Here is an 18,695-nt window from a genome sequence, read left to right on the forward strand (position 1 = left end):
ATTATCCAAAGACTTGACGTAAAGAGGTTCGGACTCAATGCAACAAGTCGCATAAAAGCGTTTGTCTTCAGGTTTATCTCTGTACCAGCCAAGTGGATCAGGACATCAAGGCGGTATGTGCTGAATATCTATACCTGTAACAATGCTTACGCAGATATTTTTCAGACTGATTTTGGATAACGCCTACAACTTATGGGTATGATACTGCGTATTGTCTCAAGTCGCATTGTGGGGTAAGGGGATGTTGTAGGCAGAAGTGGGTGTTTCTGCCTCAATTTATCTGATAATTCAGTAATGAGAGGACGTGTACACGCAAGAAGGACGTTGAAGGGCTTAGTTGCGGATTTGAGGCAGGTAAGAAAATACAAAGAATTAACAGCAACCGAGAAACTGAAATACCGTATCGCAGTGAAAATGACGGCAGCCGACTACTTCCGCCTGCTGACACGATCGCATGAGGCGGGCGTATCACCAAGCGAGTACATGAGGGAATGTTTCCGTAACGGTCATGTGAAAGAACGGCTGTCGGAGGAACATGCCGGATACATCCGCCAACTCTGCGGCATGGCTAACAATCTCAACCAGCTTGCGCGTAAGGCAAACGCCGGAGGCTTCCACGATGAACGGTGGGACTGCAAGGTGGCAGTGGCAAGGATTCATGAACTTATAACCAAGATAGGGATATGATGGCGAAAATCGTAAAAGGAAGCGACTTCAAGGGTGCGGTGGATTACATCATCGACAAGAAGAAGGATACGCAGATAGTAGCAAGCGAAGGCTTGTTTATGGAAAATCTGGAAACTATCGCCATGAGTTTCAATGCCCAGTCACGGATGAACGATAAGGTGACAAAACCTGTCGGACATATCGCGTTGAGTTTTTCCAAAGAGGATGAGTTACGGCTGACGAACCGTATCATGGCAGGCATCGCGCTTGAATATATGGAACGGATGGGAATCAAGAATACGCAGTTCTTCATCGCCCAGCATTTCGACAAGGAGCATCCGCACGTGCATATTGCTTTCAACCGCATAGACAACAACGGCAATACCATATCGGACAGGCACGAGCGTCTGCGCAGTACCCGCATCTGCAAGGAATTGACCTTGAAATACGGCTTGCATATGGCTGGCGGAAAGGACAATGTCAAACGCAACCGCCTGAAAGAGCCAGACAGGACGAAATATGCGCTTTACGACATCATCAAAATGGAAGTCGGCAGATGCGGCAACTGGAACGTGCTTATCGCCAACCTGAAACGGCAGGGAGTGGAAGTACATTTCAAGCATAAGGGGCAGACCAGCGAGGTGCAGGGTGTTGTATTCTCCATGAATGGCTACCATTTCAACGGCTCCAAAGTGGACAGGCGTTTCAGTTATTCCAAGATTGACGCGGCTTTGCAGCACAACAGATGCAGGGAACGTATGGGAATAACAGCCGGAATATATGAAACGGCTACACCAAGCGCACCGTCCGGCACGGCACAAAGCGAGTTGTTCAACGGCTCTTGGGGATTGCTAAAAAGCAGTGGCTCATCTTATAACACTGCTGATGCGGAAGCCAATCAGGAAATGGTGGATATACTTCGCAGAAGGAAGAAAGTTAAGCGCAAGAGAGGTGTTGGGTTCTAATATTCTGTACTAATCCAATTCTCACGACACTTGCGCTCTATATTCATTCGGAGTGTAACCTACCTCTTTCTTGAACAGTCGGGTAAAATGTTGCGGGTACTGAAAACCGAGATTATAGGCGATTTCATTAACGGTGTCGTCTGTAGATGCAAGTTCCGTCTTGGCTATTTCAATAGACTTGTCATGAATGAAATGCAGGGCGGTTGAACCTGTTTCTTTTTTCAATAAATCACTGAAATAGTTGGGCGAGAGGCAGAGCTTGTCTGCACAATACTGTACAGTGGGCAAGCCTATCCGTTTAGCAGCCCCATCATGGAAGTATTCGTCAAGCAACCGCTCAAATCTTGCGAGGATGTCTCGGTTTTGGTTGTCGCGTGTGATGAACTGACGGTCATAGAAACGTGTGCAGTAATCAAGGAACGTCTTGATGCTGTCTGTGATGAGGTTCTTGCTGTGACGGTGTATCGGATGGTTCAATTCATATTGAATCTTGTGGAAGCAATCCATGATGATTTGCCGTTCTTCCACACTAAGGTGCAATGCCTCGTTTGTCTCGTAGGAAAAGAACGAATATTCACGCATTATCCGCCCGAGAGGTGTATTCCGCAGCAGGTCGGGATGGAACATAAGCAGGTAGCCATCTGGTTGGAACTGCATGCCGTCATCTTCCGCACCGAACACCTGTCCGGGCGCGATAAATATCAGTGTGCATAATTATTCCTAAGTCTGTGAAACCGGAACGCATGAAGCAGAATCTCGACATATTAGACTTCACCCTGTCGGCCGACGACATGGCACGGATAAAGACGCTGGATACCGACAAGCCTTTCTTACTCGGCTCGCACGAAGATCCAGAAATCGTAAAATGGTTCATGCAGTACAAAAACGCCTGAACATCAACAACCATATTTCGATAGCCGCTATCGACTATATTAAGAAGTTATTCGTATATGCCTTTATTGTAATCCGTCATGTACTGAGTAAATGTTTTGCCTGTTTGCTGTTTGAAGAAGCGCATGAGATGGCTCGGATCAGAGAAATTGAAATCATCCGCCATTTCACTGACAGTGCGGTTGGAGAATAGCAATTCGTTCTTCAGTTCCTCAAGCAGACGTTGTTTTATCAAATGGGTAGCTGATACTCCGAATTGGGCTTTTACTGAGTTATTGAGTGTGATGCGACTGACATGAAGCATGTCTGCATATTCCTGCACCCGCTGGTGGGTGCGGATATTCTGTTCCAACAAGTCCTTGAACCGAAAAGCGAAATTGTTTTTAGCAATTTCAGCGGGCAAGCAATAGGCGGCAGCGTATGTACGATTGATAATCAGCAAAAGATAATATAGTAAGGAAACAATGATATTGTACGTATCGGACACTGGATTCATCAGCTCATACTTAATCTTTCCGAGCAGCCGCATATATTCCTTCATTTCGTCATGTGTGGCATTGATGTAAGGCGGCGTATCTGTCTGGTAACAATACAAAAGGCGAAAAACGAAGAACTTGTCGGCGATAAAAGTACGCATGAAATCTTCGCGGAATATAAGGAACGTGTAATCCAACGCCGTCTCATCTACATGCCACTCTTGTTGCTGATGGGGTGAAAGCAGGAGAACCATGCCGTCGCGCAGTTCAATCTTGCGGAAGTTCAGTAGCAAATATCCGTTTGCCTTACGGAAAAAGTAGAAGCTGAAGAAGTCTGTCTTAAACCGCTTGTTTTCTGTCAGCACAAGTCCGATGTCCTTGTTTATGGCAGTATTGATGTAAAAATCCACGCCGCAGCGTGTCTTGTTGAACGGTACGCTGACCAGTCGATCAGGGTTGATTATCTCGTCCATATCCTTGTCGTTTTTGCAAAGATAATAATTTCATTTATCAAAATGGCATAATTACCGTTTTTTCAGGCATAGATGTTTCGCCGGATTCTTCCGAACTTTGCACCCGTAATCAATAACAAGACATATAGTCATGAAAAAGACATCTACAGTACAATTGGTGCGCAATGCCACCTTGAAAATCAGGTATGCGGGACACACCATGCTAATTGACCCCGTTTTAGCCGACAAAGGCACTTTGATATCGGCCCTCGGTGTGAATAAAACACCGAGGGTACACCTCACCATTCCTATTCAGGATATTATCGGAGGCGTGGACATGGTGCTCCTGACCCACAATCACATCGACCATTACGAGCCGAGTGTCCCCACACATTTGCCCAAAGAAATTCCTTTCTACGTTCAGCCCCAGGACGCGGACGCCATCAGAAACGACGGATTTACAAATGTGATACCCATCGAAGAAATAAAAACAATAGACGGCATATCCATTTACCGCACGACCGGACATCATGGTTTCGGGCAGATCGGGCAGATGATGGGACCTGTATCAGGTTATGTGCTAAAAGCCGAGGGCTTCCCGACCGTTTATATAATGGGTGACTGCCGATGGGAAGCATGTATCCGAGACACCGTGGAACGGTTCAATCCTGACTATATCGTGGTAAACTCCGGAGGTGCAATCTTTCCCGAATTTTCCAAAACGGACGGTCCTATCATCCCCGACGAGAACGAAGTGATGCAGATACTTGACGAATTGCCTTCGCATATCAAGCTGATAGCCGTACACATGGATGCCATCGACCATTGCCAGACCACCCGTGCAATTCTGCGCAATGAGGCAACGCATCACGAAGCCGACATGAGCCGGCTGATTATCCCGGAGGACGGAGAAACAGTTGTGTTATGAGTGTCTGCATTAAATCCCTGATAAAAAACATGAACATAGTGGTAGGGTGCACTATAGGATGCCCTTACTGCTATGCCCGTAACAACTGCCGCCGTTTCCACATTACCGACGACTTTTCCGTGCCTGAATACATGGAACGAAAACTGCGCATCATCGATACGTCCCGTCCTCATGTGTGGCTCATGACAGGAATGAGCGATTTCTCCGATTGGAAGCCTGAATGGAACGCAGAAATTTTCGAGCGGATCAGCAGCAATCCCCAGCACGCCTATATCTTTCTGACGAAGCGCCCTGACAAAATCAGTTTCTCCTCTGACGACGAGAACGTATGGATGGGCGTGACCGTTACGCGCAGTTCCGAGAAAAGGAGGATTGATGATTTGAAAAAGAATATCAAAGCACGACACTACCATGTCACGTTTGAACCTCTCTTCGATGATATCGGCGAGATTGATTTCGAGGGAATTGACTGGATTGTCATAGGCACAGAGACCGGAAACCGAAAAGGAAAGTCATATTCGCGCCCCGAATGGGTGCTTAGCATTGCAGAACAGGCAAAGGCTCATGGCATACCGGTGTTCATGAAAGAGGATTTGCTGCCGATTATGGGCGACGAAAGAATGATTCAGGAATTGCCGGAACAATTTACCAGACGAATACAATGAATATGGATACAATAAAGGAAATAGATGTAAAGAGTGTAATGACCAAATCCTCTCTGCCGGTGGGAGGATATTCGGTCAACCCTTATGTAGGGTGTCCCCACGCCTGCAGGTATTGCTACGCATCGTTCATGAAACGGTTCACCGGGCACACCGAGCCGTGGGGTACGTTTTTAGATGTAAAAAACTGGAAGCCGATAACGAATCCTCATAAATACGACGGTGAACGTGTTGTAATAGGGTCTGTGACGGACGGTTACAATCCGTATGAAGAAGAATTCCACCGTACCCGAAGGCTGCTCGAAGAGCTGCGAGGAAGCGATGCCGAGATTATGATATGCACAAAGTCCGATCTTGTCCTTCGCGATCTCGACCTGTTGAAGAGTTTTCCCAAAGTGACTGTGTCATGGTCTGTCAATACGCTCGACGAGCAGTTCTGCGCAGATATGGACAACGCCGTAAGCATTGAACGCCGTCTGAAAGCGATGCGTCAGACATACGAGGCAGGTATCCGCACCGTATGCTTCGTCTCGCCCATATTCCCCAGAATAACAGACGTAAAGGCAATAATAGAGGAGGTAAAAGATTATGCTGATTTAATCTGGCTTGAAAACCTGAATTTACGCGGGCAGTTCAAAGGCGGGATAATGACGTATATCCGTGAGAAGTATCCTGACCTCATACCGCTTTACGAGGAAATTTACAATAAAAAAAGGCTTGAATACTGGCAGGCATTGGAGCAGGACATTTCAAATTACGCCAAGGAGCAGGGCTTCCCGTATCGTATAAACGATCTGCCATACGGACGCTCGGAAAAAGGCAAACCTGTCATCGTAAACTACTTCTACCACGAAAAAATACGATTGACAAAATGAGGCTATGCCGGACTGATGCAGAAAAGTTGTAGCGCGGATAAAAGCACCATGTATGTGGATAATATCCGGCAATCTTCCGAGCGTATGCGGGAGATGCTCAACACGCTGCTGGATTTCTTCCGTCTGGACAACGGCAAGGAGCAACCCAACCTTTCCCCTTGCAGGATTTCCGCAATCACGCATATTCTTGAAACGGAGTTCATGCCCATTGCCATGAACAAGGGGCTGACTTTGATAGTGGAGAGCCACACCGATGCGGTGGTTTTGACCGACAAGGAACGTATCCTGCAAATCGGCAACAACTTGTTGTCAAACGCCATCAAGTTCACGGATAACGGTAGTGTATCATTGGCAGCGGATTATGATAACGGTTTGCTGAAACTTATCGTTGAAGATACCGGTACGGGCATGACCGAAGATGAGCAACAACGAGTATTCGGTGCATTTGAACGTCTTTCAAATGCCGCCGCAAAAGACGGCTTCGGATTAGGCTTCCTGCAACCAGCCGTTATCCAACAGCCGGGTTAAATGCGTCCTCCCTATCTCGGCCGTCCCTTGCAGGACGACACAGCGGTCTTTCTCCTGGAGCTTTCTTAATTCCTCCAGTGAAGCCGCCATTTTCTCCGCCATTGTTGCCATAACCGTTTTTATTTAGATTCTGATTATTTTCGTGCAAATACTCGTTTTTAGACACGTGTAAATACTCGTTTTTAATTATGTGCATTTACTCGTATTTGTTGCAAAAATACAATATTTGTTCCGATAATCAGCTACTAATGAAGTCTTTTTTTACTTGTTGTATCGTCGAAACGGCCTTTCCCGTGAGCTTCGCCACGTTCCGGATCGAGTAGCCTTTCTTTAACAAGGCGATCGCCTCCCGGTATTCCTCTTTCCTCTGTTCGGCCGTTTTCCGGCTTCCCGGCTTCCGTCCCAGCCTGCCCCCTTTCTGGATGTACAACTCCCGTCCGCTATTAAGGCGGTCGATGATCCCCTGGCGTTCGATCGCGGCCAGTTCCCCCAACAGGGTAGTGATCAGAGAGGACAAGGGGTTTACCGTCTTGTCCGGCCGTAACGTTTCCAGGTTCAGGTTTTGAATATACACGCATATTTTATGCGTGTGCAGCGTATCGAGTGACTTTAGGATCTCCAGGGTTGAACGCCCCAGGCGTGAGATCTCGGTCAGCAACAACATATCCACCCGGTTCTGCGGATCTGTGCAGTATTCCAGGCAACGGCTTAAAACCGGGCGTTCGATATTGGCCTTTCGTCCGCTTATCTTTTCCTCAAAGACCGCCGTCACCTCGTACCCCCGTCCGGCTGCGAACCTCTCCAGATCGACAACCTGCCGTTCGGTCGATTGCCTGGCCGACTGCGAGCTTACACGTGAATAAATAACCACATTCATCCCTTTTGCTTTTGTTCTTCCTTATCTATTGTTTTAATCACCTTATCCACCTCTTTCAAGGAGGCATTATTTCCGGATCTATCCAAAAAAGAAATTCGCTAATTAACCTATAATTACTATCTTTGCATTGTAATGCTTGGTAAAGCCTCTGTTATCAAAACACGTAACCAAGTCAAGGATATACCCGTTCATCAAGAACGGGTTTTTCTTTTGCGACAGCCCATTCATAAGACAAAGGATATTATAACAGGTCAGTAATCACAGCCGCCGGAATATCCAGCTTTGAGAAAGCGAACATCTTTTTCCCCAGATCCTTTAACGAGGCTCCGATATGGTACACGTCCGTTTCATCAACGATCAGGAAACGGTCGTGACTGTCCCGGTACGTCCTGATGTCGATAGGTGGGTACTGGCTGTTATGCCTGTCAAGATCAAGTTGGAGTTGCTGCGTGATACGCTGGGTGTAAATGGTGGCCGAGACACCGACGCTGCGTTTACTCAACATGAGCAAGACCGTTTCGTCCACATAGTTGTCGATAAGCACGATCGAACGCCTGGCCGACTTTACCAGATCGGTAGCGAACTTGTACGCATCGAAAATCTGGCCGTTATAAAAAATGCCTTCGACCGGGGGCAAGGCAGTACGCACAAAAAAATCTATCTTCTCGGTATGTTGAGCGACAGTCCTTTCAAGTTCTGACAAACGTTTATTAATGGAATACCCTTTTAAAAGATAGTCCTTTAAAACCTTATTCGCCCATTGCCTAAATAAAATACCTCTTTTACTATTGACACGAAACCCAATGGATATGATCGCATCCAAATTGTAATAAGTCAGATTGCGCATCACTTGCCGTTTGCCTTCCTGTCGAACTGTTCGGAAATCCCGAACAGTTGAACTTTCCTCTAATTCTTTCTGATCATATATGTTTTTTATATGCTCGCTTATATTTGCTTTGCTGGATTGAAAAAGATCCACAATTTGCGCCTGTGTCAGCCAAACGGTTTCATCTTCCAGCCTCACTTCCAACCTGACCGCTTCATCCGGCTGGTATAATATGATTTCTCCCTGTTCCATTACTTATTTACCTTTTCTTAATTCATCAAGCCTCTGCATCGCACCGCTGAACTTCTCACTAAACATCATATCATCGGGCAAAACAAACCAGGTGGGAATACCTCTCGACTGTGGATTACCTATACATTCATCTTGCCCGTTCTGTTTGCGGTAATCGTCCCATTCACTATAAGCGATGTTCCAACGAATACCTAATTTATAGGTATTTTCCCATTTAATAATAGCCAGTGAATAGGCCGGATCATCTTTGCCGTCATAAATCACTTCTACAACTTCAACCACCCCTTTAGGGGAATTTATAAACTTCGGATTTTTATACGAATAAGTGCTCATGTCTTTTATTTTTTATTCATAGCACACAAAGATACTCAAAACAAATATATACATATATACATACGTATGATTAACGTATAAAAACATTTATGGTTATTCTAATCTTTGATTAATTCCGGTACAGAAACAAAACGTACCGAAAGACGGAAACAGGATTTATTTCGGTACGCTTCCCCGATCGGTACAAAAAACACGCAAAAAACGAAAATACTACTTTTAGTCTTTTAGTATATTAGTATTTTGACTATATGTTGCGGACATGACAACCATTTAAAAAACTGAATTTATGAGCAAAGCAAAAGTAATCTCCGTATTGAATCACAAGGGGGGAGTAGGAAAGACCACAACCACGATCAACCTGGGCGGTGCGTTACGTCAAAAAGGGTACAAGGTTCTTTTGATCGACCTTGACGGGCAGGCCAACCTGACCGAATCGCTGGGCTTCTCTGCGGAGCTTCCCCAAACGATCTACGGTGCGATGAAAGGCGAATACGACCTGCCGATCTACGAGCATAAGGACGGCCTTAGCGTCGTTCCCTCCTGCCTGGATCTCTCGGCCGTTGAAACGGAGTTAATCAACGAGGCCGGACGGGAGCTTATCTTAGCCCACCTTATCAAGGGCCAAAAGGAGAAATTCGATTATATCCTGATCGACTGTCCCCCCTCGCTGTCGCTGCTCACGCTTAACGCACTGACGGCCTCGGATCGGTTGATTATCCCGGTTCAGGCTCAATTCCTGGCAATGCGTGGAATGGCCAAACTTATGCAGGTCGTCCACAAGGTGCAGCAACGTTTGAACTCGGATCTTTCGATAGCCGGGGTTCTGATAACCCAGTACGACGGAAGAAAGAACCTGAACAAGAGCGTTTCGGAACTGGTACAGGAAACATTCCAGGGCAAAGTGTTCAGCACCCATATACGCAACGCCATTACGCTGGCCGAAGCCCCGACACAAGGGCAGGATATTTTTCACTATGCCCCCAAATCTGCCGGGGCAGAGGACTACGAAAAGGTATGTAACGAACTGCTAACAGAAATAAAGTAACCATATGGCAAAGAAGAACGATTTAAAAAACAGTATGTCGGCCGGGCTGACCGGGGGATTAGACAGCCTGATCCAATCCACGGCCGGGCAAAAAGAGGCTCAAAAGCCGAAGAAAGCGAAAACCGTGCATTGTAATTTTGTCATGGACGAAACCTATCACCAGAACTTAAAGCTGATCGCGATCCGCAAAGGCGATTCGCTAAAATCGGTATTGCAAGAGGCTATATCTGACTACTTGGATAAAAACAGTTCCCTGCTATAACAGCGTATCGGGAATATACAGGGCAAACACTCCACAAAAGAAATTCTCCAGGAAAAAGGTACGCAAAAAGCACCCCTACACATCAAAAAGTATATTGAAAATGCGATTCCCTATAAAGAACCCGTTGGCGGGATTAATCTTGCGTATGTTTAACCTGCCAACGGGTACGATATTGATAAACTTTTTGTTTAAGGTTTAACGTTTACGTTGCTATTTGCATCAACCCAGCCTGTTGTCTCTGCATCAAACTGGATCGGATTCAACACAGCCTCTCCCTGATCAGTATAACCACCACCGAAAATCAACGTGTAGATATGACGCTTGCCCGCTACCCATGTATCTCCGAACGGAACATAAATTGTTCCGTAACTATCTGCTGAACCCAACAGATAACCTCCGGACTGCTGGATTTTGCAGGTGATCGACAGGTAACATTGATGCGCACCGTCGGCTTTTATCTTGGTATTGGTGGCTTCTTCGGAAACTTTCCATGCTGTCAGCTTCTGTGGTATATTCAGCATAGGAGTTTTTTCGGAAATATCGGTAGCTGTGGTATTACTATTGACCTCGATGAATTTGCCTTGCACTACGGTAATAAAACCTCCTCCTGTAGAGCTTTCAGGCCAATCACCCACAGCCCAACTTCCCGTTCCATCGGCTGTCGCAGGCAATGTGTAGACGCCGCCCATTTTTACATTAAAAATCTTGATGTCCTTTATATTCACCTGCATGTTATCGTATTCGGTCTTTGCTTTGAATACGACCTGTGACAGAATATGCTTGAAGTTAAATTTCACTACTCCGTTGTTCTTGTCTTTTGTCTGGCCTTTGGCTATGGCATACATCACGTCGTAGTTTTCATGAGCATTGATACCAGATCCATACTCATCGGAGCAGGAATAAGTTATCTTTTGAGTATCCTTGGTGGCTTCCCACATATAACTCCACTGCATGGCTTCATCAACCGTTCCGGGATTGAATGCGTAAAAGTCCAAAGCCTCGGTAGGCCAATAACGAAGGTCGCTCGCATTTTTATAATCCCACTTACCATTATTGTACACGATATTCACTCCGTCATGTCCAAAATCCGTGTCTACCTTTCCCATGAAGGCAGTACCATCCGCCGTAAAAGCGAACACGTCGAAATCGGTGTTCTTCAAGTTGGTGTTGGTAGTAGGGGTAGCCCTCGTTTCCGCCGCATTACTTAACACGTTAAAACCAATCGCATTCCGTGAGGAGGTTTCCACATTCGCAATCTCCTCGTCTGAGCAACCCATGAGTAGAGCTCCAAAGATTGCCCAAAGCATTACTGTACTTTTTTTCATAAATAAAAATAAATCAAATTGATACATATAATTAATAAACTCATATTACAACACTATATCCATATTCACATCATCCCAATCATCAACGTCCACATCAAATCCCGCACCGTCACTTCCCGGCTCGGATGGAACCTCATAATCAAAATTCAACACCAGATGCACATCACCGACATGCCCCACTACCGGGACATCATGCACTTGGCCGCTCACGTCCTGTTCCAATACAGACATGCTGCCTGAACGGTTCTTGAGATACAACCGGAAAACATTGGGCTCTCCTTCAAGTGCGGAATGTCCAAACGTATAGAATCCGCCTATAATCTGATTCCGTGAAACCATTCCATCAAAGAGCAGGCTCTCCGAAAGACCGGCGGGCAAACTGTCGGCGGACATGTTAAGCGAGCCGGACATGCCGGAAAGAGCGGCCCGCAAATCCGCCACCCTATCCAGTCCCCGAAGACCGTTCACCTCATACGTGTAGTGACATACCATGTTTACGGGAGTCAGCCGTACTATCTCCGCGCTTCCTCCCGGAATGTCCTTGAGGATAACTTCGTCTATATGGTCGCCACACAGCCAAGGTGGGGTGACAGCCATTGTCCGGTTATCCGGCGACTGCACATCACGCGTATCGGCAGTAAAAAGCGTGTAACTGCCGTTTTCTTTCCAAACCATCCCGTCGGTATCGTAGTTGAAGCAAATTACCCGGTAATCATTCTCGGGAAGCTCCACTTCCCCATCCTCTCCTCCGGGGAAATCAAATATCCACGTGTTGCTTTCATCGTCGGTCGGATAAAATACGACCCTCATGCCTTCAGGCTTGTCATGATTGGAAATCTTGGTCCAGTCGAATATTACCCGCACCGTGGCAAAGTGCGGATGATCGTAACATAAATCCTTATGCTCACAAGCCGTCAGTCCTATCCATAAAAATATGAACACCAGACTAAAGCGTATCCGTATCACTGCCTGCCTCCTTTCTTCCGGCTATAATTCCCCCGCCCGATCAACCACACCAAAGAGATACCCGCCTTGGTCGGGCCGAACCAGCGGCGGTTTTTAGTGGTCTGCCATACATAGTGACCGTCCAAAGGGATGTACTCCTTGTACGATCCTCCAAGGTAGCCGATTCCCAACGTGAAATCCACATTGAACCGATGTCCCACAGGTAACGAGTAGCCGTAAGCCACGCCTCCCCCGTAACTCCATTTATCCCCCAAGTAACCTTTCCCACCCAATTCGAAATCATAGGTGACGATCTGCCCGTACAATCCGACATGATGCCCGGAAAACGGTTTTTCCACCGCTCTCCGACCGAACCAGCGGCGCAACTCCACATCTCCCCCATAGATACGCCAATAATTATGCTTCCGATCACTTTTCCACCAGGCATACATCCAATTCCCGGCCACAGACCAGTTCTTCCCCAAACAGAACTCAACCCCGATGTCAGGTATCAAAACAGCGTCATAAAGCAAGTTTGTTTTCACCGCCATGCAAAACGGCCGTTTCTTTACCGGAGCTATGACGGTAACGGTATCACGGATGCACAACGTATCACGTGTATGTATATATACCGTATCTCTGACGGGATTTATCGGATCACTATCATAGCATATTTTCACCATCGACGAACGAAGTTTCGGAAAATGGAATTTATACAAATATGAGTATGGCCTCCCCCCTTTCAGTCTTTTCAGTTCTCCCCCCAAATAAGGGCTGTCCTGGTTTTCCAAACGGACGATCTTCTCCAACAAACGAAGGACATCCTCCCTCTCCGGAACATTCACATCCGCTCTCACCATCGTTATAAGTCCGTTCCAGTCGCTTCCCGAAAAATGAAAATCCTTCTCCAATACCGGAATCTTTATATAAGGTGATATATACCGCCACAAAACCTCTGCTCGTTTTTCAGACAGCCTTCCATTCAACAGCCCCCCTCCTTCCGGGGAAGCTCCTCCTATTATTTGAATTTTCCTGATAAGACGGACGGAGTCGTTCAATGCGGAACAGATTTTAGCAAACCGCTCCATCTCGTTCCCATTGTCAAGTAAACATGTATCTATATTTACCTTTCCTTGATGAAAATAGATCCTTACCGAATCACGCTTCTCCTGAGCGGATATTTCTCCGCTTATACTCAACACGAGCACGAACAATACACATTTAATATAAAAAAAACATCTTTTCGTCATTTAATCATTTGTTAATATGACAATCCAAACCCAGGCTTTTACACCCCCTGAATTTCAACCGCTAAAGATATGCACTTATAAACCAACCTCCAAAGCAAAAAACAAGTATTTTAAACTTATAAATACTTAAAAAGACAACCACACAACAGCTACAACACTTACCACAGCAGCCAATCACGCTTACACAACAATTAAAAACACTTAACATCATAAAGAAAAGTACTTAAACATACAAAAAAAAAAAAAACAGTTATTTTTGCAGGAAACATTATACTTAATAACACTTAAAACAATAAAACACATGAAAATCAGCACAAAAGCCGCCTCTTTTCTAAGTTCAATAAAAACTCAAACTTACGACAAAAAAGAAAGAGAAATGATAATAACGTATCAACAAAAACGAGTCTTTCATCTATCCCTGCTCATGCTGGTCTTATGCGCACCCATATACATATATTCAGTTCCATTTCCCAATGAACAGTTTTATTATATTAACAGCGTATTATTCCTGTTTATCATTATGTGCACTCTCGCTTATTTTAAAAAGAGAGTAAATCTGACCACGACCTTTTCCATTATACTGATAGCCATACATATCGAGATTTTTATCGAAATAATTTATTGCTCAATATGTAGCGGATATGAATATAGTTATCAAAGAGCATTGATAATGAGTAACATTACTATCTCTCTCTTATTTACCATGCTTTCCATCTGTGCCTATATGAGTAATATCTCCATCCTATTGTCCTCCCTTACCATAGCTTCCTATACAATCTGCACACTTATCACCGACGAACCGTTCCTATACAGTTATCTGCCTTTGATCATCATCATATACACCATGATCCCCTTATTAGGAAGATCCTTACACAGTAATATCAGCAGCTTGCTAAAAAGTAGCAACTTGCTAAAAGAGGAAGAGGAAATGCTTTTGAAACGTCTCCAAATGAAAAAGGAAGAACTATTCGCGTTCGCCGAGTTGTTAAGCGAGAATAACCCGGAAGAAAAGACAAGCTCCCTGTTAAACATAATAGGGGAACAATCCAAAGAAAATCTTTTTACAGCCCTTGCCGCATACCAGAAAAAGGAAAAAAGTAAACTTGATACAATCAGGAGAATATATCCCAATTTATCCCCGTCCGAATTAAACATCTGCCGTTTAATACTGCAAGACAAGACCGTCAGCCAAATATGCGAATTATTACATCGGAGTAGCGGAAACATAACCAGCCAACGAGCGAACATACGTGCCAAACTCGGACTGAAAAAAAGCGACAATTTAAAAGAAGCATTACAAGAACGCATGAGGCTGTATGAAGAAGAAGAACACCGGCAAGAAGAGTTTTCAGCCATGCGTTAGGGATTGCAGAGTAAAGCCCACAGCCTTTAGGCGAGGACTTGAAACGTAAAGCCCGACCGTCCCACAGGAACGCCCAAAAGAAAAAGAATCCCCCGAACATTCATCCGGGGGACATCCAAGCCGTCACATCAATTATAATACAGATTCAGATCATCCGTGCCAATCTCCTTTCCGTCCCGGAAAACAAGGCGTAAATCAATCCTCTCTCTGTTTTCATTGCCACAAAGATAGACATACCGGCCAACATACGCATCATACTTATCAATCAGTTCTAACGGTATGACCGGCATGGGAAAAGGATACACCTATATTGCATATAGCGGAAAATTTGTAAGATTACCCTGTACTTTATAAGGCAACATAGAAAATCTCTCCGCATGCAATTCCGGTCTTTTTCCCAGTAATGCTGTCAACGAATTGGCCCGGACATTCCCTTCGGCCTTCACTTCTATCGGCACCATTTGGGCATTACGTTGAATAACAAAATCCAACTCAAGACGCGAATTGTCTGTGTTATGGTAATAAATCGGTGACACGCCCTTACTTTTCATCTGCTGCAATACATACTGTTCAGTCATTCCTCCCTTGTATTCCTTAAATATGTCGTTTTTAATCAAGACTTGGGCCGGATCTGTCTTGACCATAGCACCCATAAGCCCCAAATCAACCATATAGAGTTTGAAAGCCGACAGGTCTTCATAAATATCAAGCGGAAGCTCCGGTTTGGTACATCGAGGCACTTTATACAACAACCCGGCATTTACAAGCCATTGAATGGCCATCTCAAAATCATTGGCTCTGGCACCTTTTCGCAAAGCTCCGTAAATGAATTTCTTGTTTTCTTTAAATAATTGGGAAGGAATGCTGTTCCATACCATTCGGACACGCGGAACCTGTTCTTTGGGCGCATGTTTTGAGAAGTCAAGATCATAGCCTTGCAAAATCTCCGACTGTATTCTTCTGACTTCCAGCAAGGAATCCGTTTCTACATATTTGAGTACAACTTCCGGCATACCACCTACATAATAATATTGCCGAAGGAGATCCGTATATTTGTCATGCAGGAGGCTTATCGTTTCAAAATCCCCACTCATAAGCAATTTACAAGCTTCTTCTTCTCCCTTGGCGACAAGAAACTCTTCAAAGTTCATAGGAAATATATTGATGACATTTACCTTCCCTACGGGATAAGACACATCCTGATGAAGGGATATCCCCAAAAGTGAACCTGCCACAGCTATATGATACTCCGGAACCTCCTCTTTAAAATACTTCAAAGATTCCAGTGCTTCCGGGATATCTTGTATCTCATCAAGGATAATAAGCGTATCACCCGGAGTAATGTCAACGGAAGTCATCGCACGCAGCCCCCGTAAAATTCTGTCAACATTGAAATCCTGAGAAAAAAGCTGGCGTGCAAGGTTATTCTTACGGCATACCACATAAGCCTCTTTTTTGTATTCAAGTTTGGCAAACTCATGGAGCAGCCATGTTTTCCCAACTTGTCGGGCACCATTTAAAATCAGAGGTTTTCTATCCTCACGGTTTTTCCATTCTATAAGTTGTTGCAAAACAAATCTTTTCATCTACAAACAGCATTTTTATACATGTAAAAACAGCGTATAATACATTTATCCGCACTTATTTAAAGCACAAATATACTAAAATAAACAGATAATAGAAGCAATCTTATACATTTTTCCGCACTTTAATCAACTCCAATGGAAAGCAGTAGCCAATTTAGGATTGCCTTCTCCACGCTCGATGGCCACCAGCGTATTGATGCCCACGCCCGCCAGTTCGGAGAAGTTCCAGCTGATTGACCTTCAAACTCTTCCTGCACTCTTTAATCATCTTTCCTAGCTCTTTCATATTCACAACACATTGTGATTTTAGTCAGTTTTCATCCTAGTTCAAAGAAAAAAACAGCCGATAAAGCAACTATAATCATTGTATTCATATAGATTAACATCATATATTCAAGTTAATCTATATATTTACATGGATTATTTGTATATTTGCAAAAAAGGAACAACCATGTGGAATGAAATGAGCAATCCAGCTGTGCTGATGAGAATCGGCCAGCGCATCAAAGAGACACGTATCAGGCAGCATATCACGCAGGAAGAACTGGCAACGGCTTCCGGTGTAAGCCCCTTGACCGTTGCGAACATCGAGAAGGGCAAATCGGTATCGCTGCTGTTGTTCATCAGCGTACTCCGCTCGCTCGGCCTGCTGGAGAACCTGGAGCAACTGGTACCGGAAATCCGGGTCAGCCCGATAGAGCTCAAAAAACTGCAAGGAAAGAAACGCTACCGTGTACGCCATTTAAAACAAGATAACCATGAATGATTTGATAGTAGATGTAAAGCTATGGGGAGAAAGCGTAGGCTCTCTCTATTGGGAAAAGGAAAGCAATGCCGCCTTGTTCGACTATGAACGGAAGTTCATCCGCTCCGGTCTTGACATTTCTCCCATCATCATGCCCATCAGCCAGTACAGGAACACCCCCTACCGGTTCCTTGAAAACCGTACCGACTGTTTCAAGGGGTTGCCCGGCCTGTTTGCCGATTCACTGCCGGACACTTTCGGAAACCAGATCATCAATGAATGGTTTGCCAGCAAGGGATTGTCCGGAGAAGAGATTACCCCTTTAGACAGGCTTTGCTATGTAGGCAAACGTGGCATGGGCGCACTGGAGTTTGAGCCGTCCTCGCCAATCAACGGCATGAACGAATCATCAGTGCTCCATATCGAGGAACTGACTGAGCTTGCCAAATCCGTATTCACGGACAGAATGGCTTTTCAGGTCCAACTGCGCCAGGAAGGAAGAAACATTCTGGATATACTGAAAGTGGGAACATCTGCCGGAGGTGCCAAGCCCAAGGCCATCATCGCCTACAACGATATTACCGGAGAGGTACGCTCCGGACAGGTAAAAGCTCCTGAAGGATTCGGGTATTGGCTGTTGAAATTTGATGGCGGCAAATACAGCGAACACACGCAGATAACGGACAATCCACAAGGAATAGGAAATATCGAATATGCCTATCACCGGATGGCAAAAGCCTGCGGTATCGATATGATGGAATGCCGGTTACTTCAGGAAAAAGAGTCATATCACTTTATGACACGACGTTTTGACCGTATGGAAGACGGAGAGAAGATCCATGTACAGACATTGGCCGGGCTTGCCCACTATGACCGTGACCAACGCCATTCATACGAAGAGATATTCCGTATCATGCGGCAGATGAACCTCCCTTATCCAGAGCAGGAGGAACTATACCGAAGAATGGTGTTCAACGTCATGAGCCGGAACCATGACGACCATAGCAAGAACTTATCTTTCCTGATGGATAGACAAGGGAAGTGGAAACTGGCCCCAGCATACGACCTCTGCTACTCATACACACCGGGCGGCAAATGGACGAACCGCCACCAGCTGTCACTCAACGGCAAACAAGACAATTTCACGATGGAAGATCTGCAAAAGGTAGGTGAGAACATGGGTATCCGGAAACACAAACAGATTATCGAAGAGATACAGGAAACCGTATCGCATTGGCATGAGACTGCCAAGGATTGCGGGGTCAAGCCGGAACACGCCGATTTTATCGGAGAAAACCTGCTCTTGTTCGGCAAGCAACTGCATACGATCCATATGCCGGACATTGCCAACGAACAAGAGCAGGCTTTCATGAAGGCTATGCGAAATGATGACTTCAATACCATTCTGAAACTGAAGATGAGAGGATATCAGCCATCGGAGAA

The 18,695-nt window shown here is 45.3% G+C and carries 20 protein-coding genes and 3 pseudogenes; 13 read left to right on the plus strand and 10 right to left on the minus strand.

The features are described from left to right. The 3 genes and pseudogenes from HMPREF2794_RS08225 to HMPREF2794_RS08235 all read left to right on the plus strand — a co-directional run. A pseudogene (locus HMPREF2794_RS08225) lies at positions 1-180 on the plus strand (IS1380 family transposase); the annotation flags it as partial. Positions 181-294: 114 nt separating this feature from the next. Beyond that, entirely contained in the window at positions 295-687 is a 393-nt protein-coding gene (locus HMPREF2794_RS08230; protein WP_005868789.1) for a MobC family plasmid mobilization relaxosome protein, read from the plus strand. After that, positions 684-1,631: a relaxase/mobilization nuclease domain-containing protein gene (locus HMPREF2794_RS08235; protein WP_005868790.1), complete on the plus strand. Its 948-nt coding sequence runs from the start codon at positions 684-686 to the stop codon at positions 1,629-1,631. The genes HMPREF2794_RS08230 and HMPREF2794_RS08235 overlap by 4 nt, the downstream gene beginning before the upstream one ends. Before the next feature lie 21 nt (positions 1,632-1,652). Here the strand turns inward: HMPREF2794_RS08235 and HMPREF2794_RS08240 are convergent, their stop codons facing one another. Continuing rightward, positions 1,653-2,312, minus strand: coding sequence for a helix-turn-helix domain-containing protein (locus HMPREF2794_RS08240; protein WP_004329304.1), 660 nt, complete (start codon positions 2,310-2,312; stop codon positions 1,653-1,655). Positions 2,313-2,335: 23 nt separating this feature from the next. Between HMPREF2794_RS08240 and HMPREF2794_RS28435 the strand changes: the two genes are divergently transcribed. After that, positions 2,336-2,524, plus strand: coding sequence for a hypothetical protein (locus HMPREF2794_RS28435; RefSeq protein ID WP_005775886.1), 189 nt, complete (start codon positions 2,336-2,338; stop codon positions 2,522-2,524). Between the two features lie 47 nt (positions 2,525-2,571). Here the strand turns inward: HMPREF2794_RS28435 and HMPREF2794_RS08245 are convergent, their stop codons facing one another. Then, entirely contained in the window at positions 2,572-3,471 is a 900-nt protein-coding gene (locus tag HMPREF2794_RS08245) for a helix-turn-helix domain-containing protein (RefSeq protein ID WP_004329302.1), read from the minus strand. 130 nt (positions 3,472-3,601) lie between these two features. Here HMPREF2794_RS08245 and HMPREF2794_RS08250 point away from each other — a divergent pair, with 130 nt between their 5' ends. The 4 genes and pseudogenes from HMPREF2794_RS08250 to HMPREF2794_RS08265 all read left to right on the plus strand — a co-directional run. Further along, entirely contained in the window at positions 3,602-4,378 is a 777-nt protein-coding gene (locus HMPREF2794_RS08250) for an MBL fold metallo-hydrolase (RefSeq protein WP_004329300.1), read from the plus strand. Next, a complete protein-coding gene (locus tag HMPREF2794_RS08255) occupies positions 4,375-5,043 on the plus strand; it encodes a radical SAM mobile pair protein A (RefSeq protein WP_004329299.1) in 669 nt (222 codons plus the stop codon). Before HMPREF2794_RS08250 ends, HMPREF2794_RS08255 begins: the two co-directional genes overlap by 4 nt. Continuing rightward, entirely contained in the window at positions 5,040-5,915 is an 876-nt protein-coding gene (locus HMPREF2794_RS08260; RefSeq protein ID WP_004329298.1) for a radical SAM mobile pair protein B, read from the plus strand. The genes HMPREF2794_RS08255 and HMPREF2794_RS08260 overlap by 4 nt, the downstream gene beginning before the upstream one ends. Next, positions 5,916-6,407, plus strand: a pseudogene (locus HMPREF2794_RS08265) (sensor histidine kinase); the annotation flags it as partial. Positions 6,408-6,681: 274 nt separating this feature from the next. On the opposite strand, the gene HMPREF2794_RS08275 reads toward HMPREF2794_RS08265, so the two are convergent. The 3 genes from HMPREF2794_RS08275 to HMPREF2794_RS08285 all read right to left on the minus strand — a co-directional run bounded on the left by HMPREF2794_RS08275 (position 6,682) and on the right by HMPREF2794_RS08285 (position 8,731). Then, positions 6,682-7,320 (minus strand): recombinase family protein, encoded by a 639-nt coding sequence (locus HMPREF2794_RS08275; RefSeq protein ID WP_007564634.1) that lies wholly within the window; start codon positions 7,318-7,320, stop codon positions 6,682-6,684. 241 nt (positions 7,321-7,561) lie between these two features. Next, entirely contained in the window at positions 7,562-8,398 is an 837-nt protein-coding gene (locus tag HMPREF2794_RS08280) for a virulence RhuM family protein (protein WP_005868798.1), read from the minus strand. 3 nt (positions 8,399-8,401) lie between these two features. Continuing rightward, positions 8,402-8,731 carry a hypothetical protein gene (locus HMPREF2794_RS08285; protein WP_005868799.1) on the minus strand — a complete coding sequence of 110 codons (330 nt, stop codon included), beginning with the start codon at positions 8,729-8,731 and terminating at the stop codon, positions 8,402-8,404. 286 nt (positions 8,732-9,017) lie between these two features. Between HMPREF2794_RS08285 and HMPREF2794_RS08290 the strand changes: the two genes are divergently transcribed. Both HMPREF2794_RS08290 and HMPREF2794_RS08295 read left to right on the plus strand, forming a co-directional pair. Continuing rightward, positions 9,018-9,776 (plus strand): ParA family protein, encoded by a 759-nt coding sequence (locus tag HMPREF2794_RS08290; protein ID WP_005868802.1) that lies wholly within the window; start codon positions 9,018-9,020, stop codon positions 9,774-9,776. 4 nt (positions 9,777-9,780) lie between these two features. Then, positions 9,781-10,038: a hypothetical protein gene (locus tag HMPREF2794_RS08295; RefSeq protein ID WP_005648607.1), complete on the plus strand. Its 258-nt coding sequence runs from the start codon at positions 9,781-9,783 to the stop codon at positions 10,036-10,038. 188 nt (positions 10,039-10,226) lie between these two features. Here the strand turns inward: HMPREF2794_RS08295 and HMPREF2794_RS08300 are convergent, their stop codons facing one another. Genes HMPREF2794_RS08300 through HMPREF2794_RS08310 form a run of 3 tightly spaced genes read right to left on the minus strand, consistent with a single transcriptional unit; the run spans position 10,227 to position 13,558 of the window. Continuing rightward, a complete protein-coding gene (locus HMPREF2794_RS08300; protein WP_171030154.1) occupies positions 10,227-11,363 on the minus strand; it encodes a fimbrillin family protein in 1,137 nt (378 codons plus the stop codon). A 45-nt stretch (positions 11,364-11,408) separates the two neighbouring features. Next, a complete protein-coding gene (locus tag HMPREF2794_RS08305; protein WP_005868808.1) occupies positions 11,409-12,329 on the minus strand; it encodes a DUF5119 domain-containing protein in 921 nt (306 codons plus the stop codon). Continuing rightward, positions 12,326-13,558 carry a DUF3575 domain-containing protein gene (locus HMPREF2794_RS08310; protein WP_005868809.1) on the minus strand — a complete coding sequence of 411 codons (1,233 nt, stop codon included), beginning with the start codon at positions 13,556-13,558 and terminating at the stop codon, positions 12,326-12,328. The genes HMPREF2794_RS08305 and HMPREF2794_RS08310 overlap by 4 nt, the downstream gene beginning before the upstream one ends. Before the next feature lie 301 nt (positions 13,559-13,859). Between HMPREF2794_RS08310 and HMPREF2794_RS08315 the strand changes: the two genes are divergently transcribed. After that, positions 13,860-14,921 (plus strand): helix-turn-helix domain-containing protein, encoded by a 1,062-nt coding sequence (locus HMPREF2794_RS08315; RefSeq protein WP_005868810.1) that lies wholly within the window; start codon positions 13,860-13,862, stop codon positions 14,919-14,921. Positions 14,922-15,226: 305 nt separating this feature from the next. Here the strand turns inward: HMPREF2794_RS08315 and HMPREF2794_RS08320 are convergent, their stop codons facing one another. Continuing rightward, positions 15,227-16,507: an ATP-binding protein gene (locus tag HMPREF2794_RS08320; RefSeq protein ID WP_005868811.1), complete on the minus strand. Its 1,281-nt coding sequence runs from the start codon at positions 16,505-16,507 to the stop codon at positions 15,227-15,229. Positions 16,508-16,633: 126 nt separating this feature from the next. Continuing rightward, positions 16,634-16,793: pseudogene (locus tag HMPREF2794_RS29450) on the minus strand (helix-turn-helix domain-containing protein). Positions 16,794-16,922: 129 nt separating this feature from the next. Here HMPREF2794_RS29450 and HMPREF2794_RS08330 point away from each other — a divergent pair. Next, entirely contained in the window at positions 16,923-17,273 is a 351-nt protein-coding gene (locus HMPREF2794_RS08330; RefSeq protein WP_005868812.1) for a helix-turn-helix transcriptional regulator, read from the plus strand. Continuing rightward, on the plus strand, positions 17,266-18,695 hold a 1,430-nt coding region (locus HMPREF2794_RS08335), incomplete at its 3' end, for a type II toxin-antitoxin system HipA family toxin (RefSeq protein WP_070751318.1). The genes HMPREF2794_RS08330 and HMPREF2794_RS08335, both read left to right, overlap by 8 nt.

Source organism: Bacteroides sp. HMSC067B03 (assembly GCF_001811315.1).
In the GTDB taxonomy this organism is placed as follows: domain Bacteria; phylum Bacteroidota; class Bacteroidia; order Bacteroidales; family Bacteroidaceae; genus Bacteroides; species Bacteroides faecis.

What these genes read in the sequence shown, in the direction of transcription:
- HMPREF2794_RS08330 (WP_005868812.1), top strand. Translation starts at nt 16,923, where the DNA reads ATGGATTATTTGTATATTTGCAAAAAAGGAACAACCATGTGGAATGAA.
- HMPREF2794_RS08230 (WP_005868789.1), top strand. Translation starts at nt 295, where the DNA reads ATGAGAGGACGTGTACACGCAAGAAGGACGTTGAAGGGCTTAGTTGCG.
- HMPREF2794_RS08260 (WP_004329298.1), top strand. Translation starts at nt 5,040, where the DNA reads ATGAATATGGATACAATAAAGGAAATAGATGTAAAGAGTGTAATGACC.
- HMPREF2794_RS08290 (WP_005868802.1), top strand. Translation starts at nt 9,018, where the DNA reads ATGAGCAAAGCAAAAGTAATCTCCGTATTGAATCACAAGGGGGGAGTA.
- HMPREF2794_RS08235 (WP_005868790.1), top strand. Translation starts at nt 684, where the DNA reads ATGATGGCGAAAATCGTAAAAGGAAGCGACTTCAAGGGTGCGGTGGAT.
- HMPREF2794_RS08300 (WP_171030154.1), bottom strand. Translation starts at nt 11,363, where the DNA reads ATGAAAAAAAGTACAGTAATGCTTTGGGCAATCTTTGGAGCTCTACTC.
- HMPREF2794_RS08315 (WP_005868810.1), top strand. Translation starts at nt 13,860, where the DNA reads ATGAAAATCAGCACAAAAGCCGCCTCTTTTCTAAGTTCAATAAAAACT.
- HMPREF2794_RS08250 (WP_004329300.1), top strand. Translation starts at nt 3,602, where the DNA reads ATGAAAAAGACATCTACAGTACAATTGGTGCGCAATGCCACCTTGAAA.
- HMPREF2794_RS08285 (WP_005868799.1), bottom strand. Translation starts at nt 8,731, where the DNA reads ATGAGCACTTATTCGTATAAAAATCCGAAGTTTATAAATTCCCCTAAA.
- HMPREF2794_RS08320 (WP_005868811.1), bottom strand. Translation starts at nt 16,507, where the DNA reads ATGAAAAGATTTGTTTTGCAACAACTTATAGAATGGAAAAACCGTGAG.
- HMPREF2794_RS08280 (WP_005868798.1), bottom strand. Translation starts at nt 8,398, where the DNA reads ATGGAACAGGGAGAAATCATATTATACCAGCCGGATGAAGCGGTCAGG.
- HMPREF2794_RS08255 (WP_004329299.1), top strand. Translation starts at nt 4,375, where the DNA reads ATGAGTGTCTGCATTAAATCCCTGATAAAAAACATGAACATAGTGGTA.
- HMPREF2794_RS08295 (WP_005648607.1), top strand. Translation starts at nt 9,781, where the DNA reads ATGGCAAAGAAGAACGATTTAAAAAACAGTATGTCGGCCGGGCTGACC.
- HMPREF2794_RS08275 (WP_007564634.1), bottom strand. Translation starts at nt 7,320, where the DNA reads ATGAATGTGGTTATTTATTCACGTGTAAGCTCGCAGTCGGCCAGGCAA.
- HMPREF2794_RS08245 (WP_004329302.1), bottom strand. Translation starts at nt 3,471, where the DNA reads ATGGACGAGATAATCAACCCTGATCGACTGGTCAGCGTACCGTTCAAC.
- HMPREF2794_RS08310 (WP_005868809.1), bottom strand. Translation starts at nt 13,558, where the DNA reads ATGACGAAAAGATGTTTTTTTTATATTAAATGTGTATTGTTCGTGCTC.